Origin of the sequence: Psychrobacter sp. PL15 (genome assembly GCF_035984995.1) — a bacterium.
Lineage (GTDB): Bacteria > Pseudomonadota > Gammaproteobacteria > Pseudomonadales > Moraxellaceae > Psychrobacter.
In genome coordinates this window covers 43,121-57,881 of sequence record NZ_JAXCIB010000007.1, presented here as the reverse complement: position 1 = coordinate 57,881, position 14,761 = coordinate 43,121, and the positions used below count along the sequence as shown (strand labels likewise).

Annotated in this window: 8 protein-coding genes; 3 read left to right on the top strand and 5 right to left on the bottom strand. The window is 44.1% G+C overall.

The window, feature by feature from the left end; all coding sequences use genetic code 11:
* Positions 1-11: 11 nt before the first annotated feature.
* The 5 genes from xdhB to RCH20_RS07645 all read right to left on the bottom strand — a co-directional run bounded on the left by xdhB (position 12) and on the right by RCH20_RS07645 (position 11,507).
* Complete coding sequence (xdhB, locus tag RCH20_RS07665; protein WP_327193159.1) at positions 12-2,579, bottom strand: xanthine dehydrogenase molybdopterin binding subunit; 2,568 nt, start codon at positions 2,577-2,579, stop codon at positions 12-14.
* 203 nt (positions 2,580-2,782) lie between these two features.
* A complete protein-coding gene (locus tag RCH20_RS07660) occupies positions 2,783-4,606 on the bottom strand; it encodes a xanthine dehydrogenase small subunit (RefSeq protein ID WP_327193158.1) in 1,824 nt (607 codons plus the stop codon).
* A gap of 956 nt (positions 4,607-5,562) precedes the next feature.
* The gene (locus tag RCH20_RS07655; protein ID WP_209957710.1) at positions 5,563-6,255 is read right to left on the bottom strand and encodes a 1-pyrroline-5-carboxylate dehydrogenase; all 693 of its coding nucleotides are present in this window, start codon (positions 6,253-6,255) and stop codon (positions 5,563-5,565) included.
* Between the two features lie 11 nt (positions 6,256-6,266).
* Positions 6,267-9,518 carry a bifunctional proline dehydrogenase/L-glutamate gamma-semialdehyde dehydrogenase PutA gene (putA, locus tag RCH20_RS07650; RefSeq protein ID WP_327193157.1) on the bottom strand — a complete coding sequence of 1,084 codons (3,252 nt, stop codon included), beginning with the start codon at positions 9,516-9,518 and terminating at the stop codon, positions 6,267-6,269.
* Between the two features lie 693 nt (positions 9,519-10,211).
* Complete coding sequence (locus tag RCH20_RS07645; protein ID WP_209957715.1) at positions 10,212-11,507, bottom strand: NCS2 family permease; 1,296 nt, start codon at positions 11,505-11,507, stop codon at positions 10,212-10,214.
* A gap of 784 nt (positions 11,508-12,291) precedes the next feature.
* Between RCH20_RS07645 and tolQ the strand changes: the two genes are divergently transcribed.
* The 3 genes from tolQ (at position 12,292) to RCH20_RS07630 (ending at position 14,655) form a co-directional block, all read left to right on the top strand.
* On the top strand, positions 12,292-13,014 hold the full coding sequence (gene tolQ / locus RCH20_RS07640; RefSeq protein ID WP_327193156.1) for a protein TolQ: 723 nt from the start codon (positions 12,292-12,294) through the stop codon (positions 13,012-13,014).
* On the top strand, positions 13,011-13,469 hold the full coding sequence (tolR, locus tag RCH20_RS07635) for a protein TolR (protein ID WP_209957718.1): 459 nt from the start codon (positions 13,011-13,013) through the stop codon (positions 13,467-13,469). Before tolQ ends, tolR begins: the two co-directional genes overlap by 4 nt.
* A gap of 148 nt (positions 13,470-13,617) precedes the next feature.
* A complete protein-coding gene (locus RCH20_RS07630) occupies positions 13,618-14,655 on the top strand; it encodes a cell envelope integrity protein TolA (protein ID WP_327193155.1) in 1,038 nt (345 codons plus the stop codon).
* Positions 14,656-14,761: the final 106 nt, after the last annotated feature.

The window sequence follows — 14,761 nt, the reverse complement described above, 5'->3', positions numbered from 1 at the left end:
CTGATAATAAATCATTCACTGTGAGCAGGACCTCTAGCCGTTGACACATTTGGATGTTCTACTGCATCCGGTTGAGCATCCGCTAACTGACCTTCAACCTCTGGTGGATTGATATCTTTGCCATGAGATACTTGCTGCGGCATCACTCGATCATCATCGATACCAGAGTCATCCTCTGTAGTGAGGCTATCAACAGTAGCCATATCTACCTTAGCGTTAATTTCCCACGGCACGCCTTGCATACGCATCACGGCTTTTAGTACCGCCTCTGGGGTCGCAGGCATAGTCAACTCTGGGTTTTTCTTATAGTCACCTAAGCTTGCTACGGCATTATTAATCGCACACCAGACGCTAGCGGCCAACATCAATGGTGGCTCACCAACAGCTTTAGAGTTATAAATGGTCTGCTCTTCATTTTTGCGATCAAACAATTTAACTTGCCACTGCTTCGGTAAGTCATGAGCGGTAGGAATCTTATAATTGGCCGCACTATTGGATGCTAAGTTACCTTTTTTGTCCCAAGTGAGCTCTTCAGCCGTGAGCCAACCCATACCTTGAATAAAGCCGCCTTCAATCTGACCGATGTCAATAGCCGGATTAATCGACTGCCCCACATCATGTAAGATATCGCAGCGCAGTACCTTATACTCACCCGTTAAGGTATCAATTTCGACCTCAGAACACGATGCGCCTAGGGCAAAATAAAAGAAGGGGCGGCCCCATGCTTTGGAGCGATCATAAAATATCTTTGGGGTTTTATAATAGCCCGTCGAAGACAGACTAATACGATGCTGATACGCCAACAGCACTATTTCAGCAAAGGTGAGATCTTCTTTGTCACCAATATAGACATGATTACGCTCAAAACGTATGTCACTTTCTGCTACCTTAAAATGCTCAGCAGCAAACTCAATAATGCGACCTTTAATGGTTATACAAGCATTTTGTGCTGCTTTACCATTAATATCAGTACCTGATGAAGCAGCCGTTGGTGAAGTATTGGGTACTTTATCCGTCCGCGTGGCCGACACTTTGACCGTATCTAAATCAACGTCGAATTCATTAGCAACGATTTGGGCAATTTTGATATAGAGCCCCTGACCCATCTCGGTACCACCATGATTGAGGTGAATACTACCATCGGTATAAATATGTACTAGAGCGCCACCTTGATTCAGCGTCTGCACTGTAAATGAAATACCAAACTTCACAGGCGTTAAAGCCAGACCAAGGCGTTTATCACTGCCCTCAGCTTCGGCTTGCTGATTAACCTTGATAATTTGCTGGCGACGCTTATCATACTCACAGTCTTCTGCCAGTGTATTGATGATAGTTGCCAAATCAAAATGCTCAATCGGCTGTCCATAATGAGTGCTTTGTCCATTTTGATATAAATTAGTTAAGCGCACTTGCAGAGGGTCTATCCCTAAGGTGTAAGCGATGTCATCCATCATATATTCAGCAGTGAGAAGACCTTGTGGCCCACCAAAACCTCGAAAGGCAGTATTAGATACCGTATGGGTTTTGCAGCGATGTCCTGCCACATGGGCGGCAGGATAATGGTAGGCATTGTCACAGTGGAACATGGCGCGATCGACGATCGCATCGGATAAATCCGGCGCATAACCACATAAGCCTGCCAACTGCATATCAACGCCAAGTACTTGGCCAGACTCATTTACACCGACTTCATAGCGATTGGAAAATTCGTGGCGTTTACCCGTGACCACCATGTCGTCTTGCCGATCTAAGCGCATACTGACAGGTACATTATGACGTTTGGCAACAATACCGCACAGGCACGCCCATGCTGCGGCTTGGGTCTCTTTACCACCAAAACCGCCACCCATTCTTCGCACTATAGTATTGACTGCATGAAAAGGCAAATCCACCACTTCAGCGACCAGCTGCTGTACTTCACTTGGATGCTGCGATGAAGTATAAACTTCCAGTCCGCCATCATCACAAGGCACCACATATGAGACTTGGCCTTCAAGATAAAAATGCTCTTGGCCCAGCATATGAATATGACCTTTGATGCGTAGAGGCGCATTCTCAAGCGCTACTTGGGCATCGCCGCGCTGCATGGTATGAGTGGGCCGGACAAAGTAATCCTTTTCTAATGCCTCATCAATAGTGAGTACCGACGGTAAGGTCTCGTATTCTACAATAGCTTGGAGTACCGCTTGTTTTGCGGCGCGATGACTGGTCGCTACTACCGCAAATAATGTCTGGCCCACATATTCTGTGATCTCATCCACCATTAGCGGCTCACCATCAAAAACCGCGCCAATATCCGTTTTGGCAGGCAAGTCTTTAAAGCTTAAAACATCCACTACCCCGTCGGCCGCTTTGACAGCATTTAAATCCATACTCAATACGCGTGCGTGAGCGTGCTTGCTTTTACCTACAGCTAAGTGCAGAGTGCCCTGCGGCTTTAGCATGTCATCCACATAAGTTGCGGTCCCCATGACATGACTAATCGCACTGTCATGTTTAGCTGAGGTACCAATTTTATTTTTGGGCGGACGCACGCGGCGAATACTGTAGCTGTCAAATAACGAGGACTGGTGGCTCATAATGGCTCTCTCTTTTATTGATGCTCTTTTATTTTTGACATAAGATATATATTTAGCTTATGGTATTTTTTACTAATAATTTTTGGTGCAAGAAGTAATGATGCCGCGCAAACTGTGCTTTATAGGAGGATATTGTGAAAACTGTATGTTAAAAATATGTGTTAAACAGTATGTGCTAAATGACAGTTTTCAGTAATAAACTATTAAGCAGTCTCTATTTGCGAATTTTTAACTAATTGCTTGCCGCATTTAATTAATAAACGTTGTACGACATGCATACGATACTCACGGCTGGCTCTGACATCGGTTAATGGTGAGACGTCTAAAGGCAAAGCTTGTGCCGCCTTTTCAAAGCTAGCAACTTCAACAGGCTGACCGATAAGTGCTTGCTGGCAATGTGCGGCCAACAAGGGTATCGCTGCCATACCGCCCAAACCAAATTTTACGTTATTAATGGTTGTGCCATCCACTGACAGCTCAATTTTTGCCGCCAGTAGACAGGCAGAAATATCATCTTCGTAACGCTTACTAATCTTATGAATGAATAAGTGCTGATGGTCTTGCATCAGTGGAATATGAATGGCAACCACATAACTGCCAGCTAGCAGCTTGGTTTTTTTATAATCTAAGAAAAAGTCTGATAAAGGTATAACCTCGTCAGTATATGGCTGTTCATTACTATCATCGTTAACACTACTATTAGCGTGGCTTTCAGCATTGTCATCAACATAAGCATCAACACTAACATTGTCATAAACATTGCCATCGCAATGACGCAAATGAATGCGCGCCCCTAATGCCAATAGAATCGGCGGCAAATCCCCAATAGGCGAAGCATTAGCAACGTTACCACCAATAGTACCCATGTTACGGATTTGCGGAGAGGCAATGCGTTCGAACAGTTGAGCAAACTCAGGAAAATACTGCTCTAATACAGGCAACATTTTTGCGTAGCTCATGCCAGCACCAAAGATTAGCTCTTGCGATATTTGAGCTGTTGATGGCTTTGCGTCACTGTTAAAGACTTCCTCAACATCAGATAACGACCAGGATTTTAACGACTCAATAGCGGATAGCTGAACAATCACCTCATGATCGACCAAATGCTGAGTCACACTCAATCCCAAGTCCGTGCCACCTGCCCAAATAGTCGCTGTTGGGTTCGCAGCTAGAATCTGATTAAGTTCATCAACAGATTGTGGGATAAATAGTTTTCGCCCAGCGTCAATAAGTGCAGGCTCGATAGATGCTATTGAGGACTCTTTTGTGCTTACCCCAGCATTAATGCTAGTACTAATATCAGCACTTATATTAGTACTGGCCATCACATCGGTGGCTAAACCAATGGTTAAATCTTTCACTGCGGCCTGATCAGCATCTCTTTGCTGACCAATCTTTTCCATCATCAAACCGGCTTCGATAATAGGCCGGTAGCCTGTACATCGACATAGATTTCCTGATATGGAGGCAACGATCTCATCGTAGTTTAGGTCTTCATAGCTTAGGTCTTCATGGCTTAGATCATCAGAGTCTGAGTTATTTGCATTTGATCCATCGCTAGATACGCTTTGAGTCGGTCGGTTAAGTCGTTGCATGCGCTTATTTTCATAGACACTCGCCAACGACATCACAAACCCAGGGGTACAAAATCCACATTGCGACCCATGACACTCAACCATCGCTTGCTGTACAGGATGTAGTAGCGCGCGCTCTGGGTGATTCTCAGGATTGTCCGCTAGATAAGAAGCGGTCATCAAATGATGACCATCCATGAGCGACAATAGAGTGATACAAGAATTCAACGTATAGAAAGGTTCGCTGCTATTGCTAGCGTTGCTACTAGAGTTATCAGTAGCGTTAAAAGGCAAGCGTTGCGCCATAATGGTGCAGGCACCGCAATCCCCACTGCCGCAGCCTTCTTTGGTATCCGTTTGACGCACATGTAAGCGCAAATACTCAAGCACCGTCGTATTGGGGTTAAGTTGGGTTAGCTCATGGTGCTTTCCATTCAGATAGAAATTAATCATAGCAATACTCGGCTAAAGTAAAATAATAAGGCGGCACTTAACGACATCTGAAAACTCAAATATTCTTCGAAACCTCAAACGGTTAGCGCAGGCTATTAATAAAAATTTGGGGTAAAGGTAGCAATCATAAGGTTAAACAGGCGCTGTAAAGCAGCAAGGCGAATAGCCTAAAAGCGAGGCTTATCGTTCAGCTGATACATACACTCGGAACTGTTCGGAACTATGTTGTGATGCTAAAATTTGTGATAAGAAAAATTTAAACATGATTAATCATCCTTGATTAATATGGCCGTAAATTAATGCCTAGGCCGTTTTTGATACCACGCACTACATAAAAAAGCGGCTTTAACTGAGTTATAATATTTGTTATCAGCGATTACGCAGCTCTCAAATAATGCTTGAACAGTGTTAAAAAACACTTGAGAGATTTTTGAAGTTGGAAGTTAACTAACACTTGACCATACGGTCAATTACTAGCATATTAGCATTGTTTTTATTCACTTTACAACTTATAAGAACAGTTCCTCTAGGACTTTTCGACCAAATGAGTTCAACGAAAACGTACAGTGCTGCTTAAGTTTCTGTCGCTAAGCCTAAGCTTTCTATCTTAGAAAACTTAAGAAGTATTGGGTCAAAACAACACCTACAACACCTACAACACCTACAAGATTGATATTATAATTCGTTCTGTTTGCTTTAAAGATCAGCGTTCAGAGGTCATTGGCCTCGTAACAGTAAATGATTGATAAATTCAACCTCATTCGCTATTGGTAACTGGCTGCTTCTATATAAGCGCAGCGCCTGTAGTTATGACAAAAACCTATAAAAATAATAGGCACGGGAACTACACGCACAAAAAAACGGTTAGTGTCCATTTATAAGAATCCTAAGACTCTCGTAAATAGACACTAACCGTAACGCATGCGCGGCTAAATATTATTTAGCCAGCAACAGTCTTATTCAGTACCAAGCTCAAGTAGGCTAGCATTACCACCAATTGCGGTAGTGTTGATAGTTCTTACTCGTTCAGTGGTGAAGTGATATAAATAGTCAGGCGTGAGCATATCAGACAAACCACCCATATCGGTTACCGCAATCACTTGCGTCAAGATACCGTCAGTGTTGGCAAGCTCTTGGCTGACTGCTTGTACTTCAGCAGGACTACCGGCCACGGCTACTTGCGCGAGACGATCAATATATAATAGCGTCACGGTTTGTGAGTCATTAGCAATACTAATGACATCATTATCGATACCAGTCTCATAAAGCACTTTTACGGCTTCGATGCACATCTCATCTTGGCTTGGGCAATGTAGTATTACCTCATTACCCGTCACCAATGCTGCAATGAGCTGGCCAAGTACGGCCATAGTCTTAGCGGATTCGCCACCAATAACCATGGTTTTGCCGCGAGCTGTCACATATAAGTCGTTAGACTCACCAGTAGCCCCAGTCATACGGTGTACTTCATCAAGCGTGGGTGCAAAGCTTAATAAATGCTTAAATAGTCGCCGCGCCTTGTTAGCATCGCCGGTAAGCAATGCCAACTTAGGGATCGCCGCTTCAAGGTGAGCGGCGCGATTGACCGCGCTAAGTAGCCGCCAAGCTTCACAAGCTTGGGCATGATTTTTTTTGAATTCAATTGCCATGTTGCTACTCCTTATGCGACATCAGTTTGAGTGGTCTGGGTTGAGACAGTGGTATCACTGCTATCTGTAGCATTACTTAGATCACTAAGGCGCATTAAGCGTGCCACGTAATGTGGGCCACCGGCCTTTGGACCTGTACCTGATAGACCATAGCCACCGAAAGGCTGGACGTTGACTACCGCCCCAATTTGGTTACGGTTAACATAGGTATTACCCACACAAGCACGGCGTTCGATGCGCTCAGCGATACTTTCAATACGGCTATGAATGCCTAAGGTTAAACCAAAGCCAGTACCGTTAATAGCATCAATAAGCTTGTCTAAATCGCGCGCTTGATATCGCAATACATGCAATATAGGGCCGAAATGCTCACCGCCAATAACATCAATACTGTTCACTTCAATTGCTGTTGGCAATACAAAGGTAGACTGATCTTGACTGACTATTGAACTGGCACTCATTGTGGCTTGGCCTAAGATTTTGGCCGTTGGCTCTGCGGTCATGCGTTCAATGTGCGCCTCAAGACCCTGCTTGGCATCACTATCAATGACTGGACCCACATCAGTGGCAGCATAAAGAGGATTACCCACAACCAACTCGGCCATACTGCCTTGTAGTAGCTCAATGATGCCGTCTGCCACTTCTTCTTGTACACATAAAATACGGCACGCCGAGCAGCGCTGACCGGCTGAGCCAAAGGCAGATAATACCGCATCTTTAACCACTTGCTCAGGCAAGGCAGTTGAATCGGCGATCATGGCATTTTGACCACCCGTTTCAGCAATCAATACCGGTAGCTCGCCGCTGGCTTGCGCATGATCATTTAAGCTTTGATTGATACGCTGAGCGGTTTGGGTTGAACCAGTAAAGATAACGCCAGATAAATTGTCAGCCGCTGTTAACGCTGCCCCTACTTCGCCAGCACCCGTGACAAACTGTAACGCCTCAGCAGGTACACCCGCCTGATACATCAATTGTGCACCAAAGTGGGCAATTAAGCTGGTTTGTTCAGCAGGTTTGGCAACTACCGTATTACCTGCCGCTAGGGCCGCAACAATTTGGCCGGTGTAAATAGCCAGTGGAAAGTTCCAAGGGCTAATACAAACAAAGGTACCGCGCGCCTTATATGCTTGGCGCAACGGCTTACCTGACAAGTCTTTGATTTCATGTACAATTTTATCTAAGCGCTCGGCTTCATCCGCATAAAAGCGACAAAAATCAACGGCTTCCTTAATTTCATCAATACTGTCCTGTATGGTCTTGCCAGCTTCAACTTGGCACAAAGCCATTAGCTCAGCGTAGTTTTCTTCGTATAAATCAGCCATTTTACGCAATATCGCAGCGCGCTTGGAGGCTGATACCGCTTGCCACGCTTCTTGTCCAGCAACTGCTGCGTCTATAGCGTTACGAGCAAGTTCAGCGTTGGCATAGTTTACTTCGCCAGCAATGACTTCATGGTTCCAAGGGGCGCGTATCGTATGGTTATCTAGCTTGTTAGATACACCATCGACAGCATGCTCACTAATGGTTTGGCCATTAATAATAGGCGCTGCTGTCCATGATTTATGCAAATAGCCATCAATAGCTGTTTTAAGCGGTAGCCACTGTGACTCGACAAATATATTAGGACCAAAGCTAGCACGACGCTCGCCATAGATATCAAGTGGCAACGGAATATCTGGATTGTGCCAGGTGTCATTAGTGAGTAGCTTGTCATACGGATGCACGACTAGCTTGTCGATAGGATAAGATTTATCTAATAACTGATGGACAAATGAACTATTCGCACCGTTTTCGAGCAGACGACGCACCAAATATGGTAGCAAGTCTTTATGCGCACCAACGGGTGCGTAGATACGCACAGGAATATTATACGCTTGTAAGATGTGATCATAGAGCGCATCACCCATACCATGCAAACGCTGAAACTCAAAGTCTCTATGCGCACTCATGGTCATTACTGTTGCTAGCGTGTGGGCATTATGAGTCGCAAACTGCGGCCAAATCAACCCGCGTAAATGCTCTGATAATAAGAAACGCGCGCACGCCAGATAGGCAGTATCTGTGCCTTCTTTGCGCGTCCAGACCGGATAGCCGGACAGACCTTTTTGCTGAGCCAATTTGATTTCAGTATCCCAGTATGCGCCTTTTACTAGACGTAGCGGAATACGGTCACCAACTTCGGTAGACAAACGAGCCACCCATGCAAAAATAGCAATAGCACGTTTTGCGTAGCCTTGAACAACCAGACCAAGACCATCCCAGCCAACGGTTAGCGGGTCACGATATAGCGATTCAAATAATTTTAGAGAAATCTCTAGGCGATCCGCTTCCTCGGCATCGATACTGAGGTCGACGTTGACTTCGCGTGCCGCTTCAATGAGCAATAAGCAACGCTGACGTAGCAGACCCATCACTTGTGCTTCTTGGGTCGCTTCATAACGAGGATGTAGTGCTGACAACTTGATAGATACAGAAGGCTTGGGCATGCCCTCTTTAACTTTGATATTGGCCGTAGACTTAACGGCATGCAAATAGTCGTTAAAGTAATTTTCGGCATCTTTATGAGTAACCGCGGCTTCACCTAGCATATCGAACGAATAGGTATAGCCTTTATTGCGATAGCTTTGACTGTTTTTGTTGGCTTCCTCAATGGTCTCGCCCAATACAAATTGATGACCCATAACACGCATGGCTTTTTGCATGGCCCCGCGAATCATTGGCTCGCCCATTTTTTTGGTCATACGATCCAAAAATCCTGACGCTGTCGTATCACTATCAATACTGACCACGCGTCCGGTCATCATCAATCCCCAGGTCGAGGCATTAGTGATAAAACCATTGTCACCTCCAAGATGCTTCTTCCAATCCGCGACGCTCATCTTGTCACGGATCAGTGCATCAGCGGTATAGTTATCTGGCACCCGAATTAAGGCTTCTGCCAAACTCATCAGTAAGATACCTTCTTGAGTGTCAAGGCTATACTCAAGCAATAGTGAATCTACCATCTTGACGGCTTTACCATCATTGCGCACATACTCGACTAGCTTGCGCGTCTGCTGAGCAGCAGCTTCGCGCTCTTCATCACTAGGCTTGGCAAGTGGCAGCAAGTCGGTTAACCAGCGGTCTTCGTCCACACTATATAGTGGCGAGATACGCGCATACAGCTCATCTGCTGACTGCTCGATATACTCTGGCACCAACAAATCGGTGGGATTAAATAAAATCGGCTCTTTCGGGGCAAACTGGTCTATTGGATTCATACCAACTCCACAACTATCGTTTAAAAACCATAATAAATGGTGCGCAGGAACTTTTTATGAGAGCGGTTTATAAAAGCCAGTTATTTACACAAGCGGTTAATTTATAAAAACTATCAACAAAGAACCGAACGGCGCCATCACAAAACGAGCAAATCCAGCATATGCTGGAGACGGTTAAGTATGTCGTTCGAACGTTCAACGAACTACGTTAACAATGCAAAGGCAACAACGAACAGTTAGGCGGCATTAGTGCCTTCTTCTTGTTGGTAGTGAAACGAGTATGACCAGTAGATTATCCAACTATCAAGGTATGACGAAACATGGCCTTAATATCGTTAATTTGTGATCTTAGATGACGCTAATTCACTGTAAGAAAAACCTCTACGGCGTTGATTGAGGTGATGCGCTTAACTCCGCTATGTTATCACGAAAAAAACTTTCAAACTAACGATATCGACCGTTTACGATAATAAATATACCATTAAAAAACAATTAGATAGCAGGGTGGCCACCACAATGACGCTCAAGTTATGGTTTTTTGTTTACTATTGGCTATTGGGCATAATTCTACCAATTAGTAATGCTAAATAAATAGTTGAACATTACCTGAATACTGAAGCAAAAAACCTTCCTTATCATTCAATGATAAGGAAGGTTCGAGAGCTGACATCTGAGTTTATCTAGCCTTAAAATTTAAAGAAATATGATTTTGGCTAATAAGATTAGCGTCAATACCCAAACCGCGAGGGTGATTTCAGCAAATTTACCCGCCAATAATTTGACTGCAGTAAAGGTGATAAAACCAAGCGCAATACCGTCAGCGATAGAGTATGTTAGCGGTGTAAACAATAGCACGACTGCCACAGGTGCGGCATCCGTAACATCACCCCAATTGACCTCTTTTAGTGTGGCCAGCATCAATACGCCCACATAAAAAATGGCACCGGCAGTGGCGTAGGCTGGAATCATACCGGCTAATGGCGCAAAGAAAATACTGAGTAAAAATAGCACACCGACTGTTACTGCCATCAATCCGGTGCGGCCACCTGAGGCGATCCCTGCGACACTTTCAACATAACTGGTCGTCGATGAGGTACCAAACAACGAGCCGGCAACAGTCGCTGTTGAATCCGCTATTAGCGCCTTGCCTAGGTTGGGAATGTTACCATTTTTGTCAACCAGACCAGCCTGATTAGTGGTCGCCATCAAGGTGCCTGCAGTATCAAACAAATCTACGAATAAGAAGGCAAAAACGACACTGATCATGCCGACGTCAAATGCACCTGCAATATCAAGCTGCATTAAGGTAGGCGCAATTGATGGCGGCGTAGATATAATCCCCGTAAACTGAGTATTACCTGTTAATAAACTGATCAAGGCGACCAGTAAAATACCAATCGTTACTGCACCAGGAATTTTTTTGTAAGACAGGCCGACGATGACAAAAAACCCTAACGAGGCCATCACGGGTGAAAACGTGGTCATATCACCGAGGGCAACCAAGGTCGCGTCTTGCCCAACGATAATGCCAGAGCTTTGCAAGGCAATGAAGGCTAAAAACGCGCCAATACCAGCGACCACACCTTGTTTAAGAGCGGTTGGAATCGCATTGATAATCCATTCGCGAATTTTAAACAAGCTTAATAGTACAAAGATACAACCCGATAGGAATACCGCACCCAACGCGGTTTCCCACGCATAGCCCATACCCAAGACCACACCGTAAGTAAAGAAGGCGTTGAGTCCCATGCCTGGCGCTAATGCGACTGGCAGACGGGCGTAAAGACCCATTATAAAACAACCCACCGCAGCAGCTAAACAAGTGGCGACAAATACTGCGCCTTTGTCCATGCCAGCTTCTGCCAATACGTTGGGGTTAACAAATATGATGTAAGCCATCGTTAAAAACGTGGTTGCACCAGCGAGAATTTCTGTTTTGATGGTGGTGTTATCACCATTAATCCCAAAATAGCGTTCAATTGCATTCATAAGTTCAGCTTCCAGATTGCGTTAAATCAATATCGCTTCCAAATTGCATTAAGTAAATGCCGCTTCCAAATTGCGGCTGTAAGCAAACGTCTTTTTTAAATTGAGGATGTAAGTGACACTTTTAAAGTGCGACTATGACTGACGCTTCCAAATTGCGACCATAAATAACGCTTCCAAATTGCGACTATGGATGATGTTTCTAACCGACTGACTATTCGATTACAGATAAAAATACCGACAGCAGAAAAAAGACAGTGTCATAATGAGAAAAATTTAAAAACAAATACTAACATTTTAGTGAAATCAACCTACAAATTCAATCATTACTGTTACCTTGTGAATATAAAGTTACAATTTGGTATATATTAGGGACGATATTATAGTCAAAGGGGTTGTCGTCAGATATTTTATAAAACGACTGTCCACTATATCTTTAACACATTAATAAATGACCTTTTGTTCATTTAACAGTACACTAGCGGGTTAAAATGAGCGCACAGCGTTGATTGTGCATCGGAATTTCATAAGAAAACCATATAAAAAATTATGTATAAGAAAACCACGTCAACGATAGATATAAATTTGACTTTTTTAAGCTCATAACATTTCAGTTGTTAGAAGCCCTATCTGTATCAAGTGGTTCTAGTCCGCTCATAATGAAACGACGACATCGTAAACCTCTTTTACTGCATTAAGATACAGCCTACGCTCAGTTTTTTTGTGTTTATATTATTTTGAATTGACTACAACTTAGCTTGTTATTAATTATCCGTGAGTCTATTACATGCCTGAATCATTAAACATTATCGATCTTATCACCCAAGCCAGTCTACTGGTACAGATTGTGATGGCATTATTATTATTAGCCTCCTTACTCAGTTGGGTTGTTATTTTTCGGATGAGCGCACGCCTAGGCACCGCTAAAAACTTCGATGAGCAGTTTGAAACCTGGTTTTGGTCAGGTGAAGATTTGGCCAAGCTGTACCAAGGTATCCAAGGTTCGCCTGAACGCCAGGGCCTTGAGCAGATTTTTTATGTGGGCTTTTCTGAATATCTAAGAATGCATAAAAAACGCCAGCCTAAAGACGATATCATCGATGGGGTCGAGCGTAAATTACGAGTGGGATTAGGTCGTCAGCAGCAGTTATTAGAGTCAGGACTGACCACTCTAGCCAGTATTGGTTCGGTGGCGCCTTATGTCGGATTATTTGGTACAGTATGGGGCATTATGAATGCCTTTTTAGGACTATCACAGACTGAACAAGCGACCATTGCCTCCGTGGCACCTGGTATTGCTGAAGCACTAATCGCGACAGCCATGGGTCTGTTTGCAGCCATTCCAGCGGTTCTAGCCTATAACCACTTTACCGCCATATCCAGTCGCCTTTATGACTCGCGCGCGTTATTTTGTGATGAGATGACCGGCATGCTCCAACGTGAAACCAGCACAGACAATCCAATAGCGGTGACACCAACCACGCCAACCAGTCAGGTAAAAGGACTATGAAGCCAAGTCCCTACGCCCGTAAAAAAGTACCACTGAATGCAGAAATGAACGTTGTCCCTTATATCGACGTGATGTTAGTGCTGCTAGTCATATTTATGGTAACTACCCCAATGCTGACTACTGGAGTCGATGTGGACTTGCCAAGAGAGCAAACCAATACTTTGAGCCAAAATCAACTGCCGGTGATTGTGTCATTAACAGACAGTGGTGAGATTTTTATTAGCTATGAGAACAATATCGATATGCCAATTAGTGAGCCTCAGCTCATTGATACCTTATCAAACTTACAATCACAAAACAGTGATACTGGTGAGCAACCATTACAAGTCATGATTAATGCCGATCAGAATAACCAATATGGGGCAATTATGGGTTTGATGGCAAACTTGCAGCAAGCCGGCATTAAGAAAGTAGGCTTATTAACAGGTACACCCCTACCCACGCCTACCTTATAAGTAATAACCCGTTTATAACCGTATAGCTGTCTCATACTATAGCTATTAGCAACCTACTCACAATAAATTACCACGCAATAATATATCGCCTAAAAAACACCTAAGTGAGTGTGGTCCAATAAAGTAGATAACCCGATGAATCACGTCCATGAGTATCAATATAATGAATAATGGTCCTGCCGTCTACGTCCCTACCCAGCCTGAAGGTAATGGGCTGACGCTGCCTACCTTATTAAGCGTGCTGGCACATGGTCTAGTCATTGGAATATTGATTTATACTTACCAACATACTGAAATAGAGACCGCAGGCAGTATTGAAACTGTTATGGTATCACCTGAGCAACTGGCTGAGATGCAAGGACAAATATTGGCCAATCGTGCGGCGGCTTCTAATGGCTCACAAACAGATAGTAGTCTTAGCGGTGCGGTAAATAATGAGCCACTGAACCCAAATGATAACAACAACACCGCACCTAATAATGGTCAAACGAGCTCGCAAAGAGCGCCCGTTTTTTTACAATCTGACAATCCTTCTGACAGTTATAATGAAGCGCCAATCCTCATGAGTCAAGAACAGGAACAACGCTTTATCGAACAGTCAGAAGAGTATGAGCGTAACCTCGATGAATGGCGAGCACAGCAAGATGCTGTTACCCTAGAAAGACTGGAACGCGTTGAACAAAACAAACAAAGTAATCTTGAAGAAGAGCGCGAAAAGCTAAAAGAATTTCGCAATAAAAAGAACCACCCTCCCAAGATTGAACGCCCCAATAGCAGTCAACGTAATATTGAAATTGACACCGGTAGCTCAGGTAGTGGCGGCAAAAATTATAACTTGTCAGAGGGACAATCTACCCTATCAGGTGACACGGCGACTTCTAGCACCGCAAAAGGTAGCAACCGTTCTGCATCAAATGGTAATAGTGGAGCCAGTAATAACGAGATTATCACCTTAATCAAACGTAACTATAACCCACCCATAGCCGCTAAAGGGTCAACTCAGCGCGCCACCTTGACGATTACGGTCAATGCCAATGGCGATGTGGTGACTGTCTCTACCTCAGGCCCTGATAATGCGGTCAATGAAGCGGCGAAGCAGGCAGTATTGAGTACTCGTAATCTACCCATTGATACTGATGACCCCAAATACCCTACCTTTACCATCCAGTTTAAAGGTAGCAACTAGTCAGCGACCCGCAATCATGTATGCGCTGATTTTACCTTAAGCTCCTTGCACCCTCTGCCATATTACCTTAACGTAATAGGCCACTTATTGCCTATAAAAAATAATT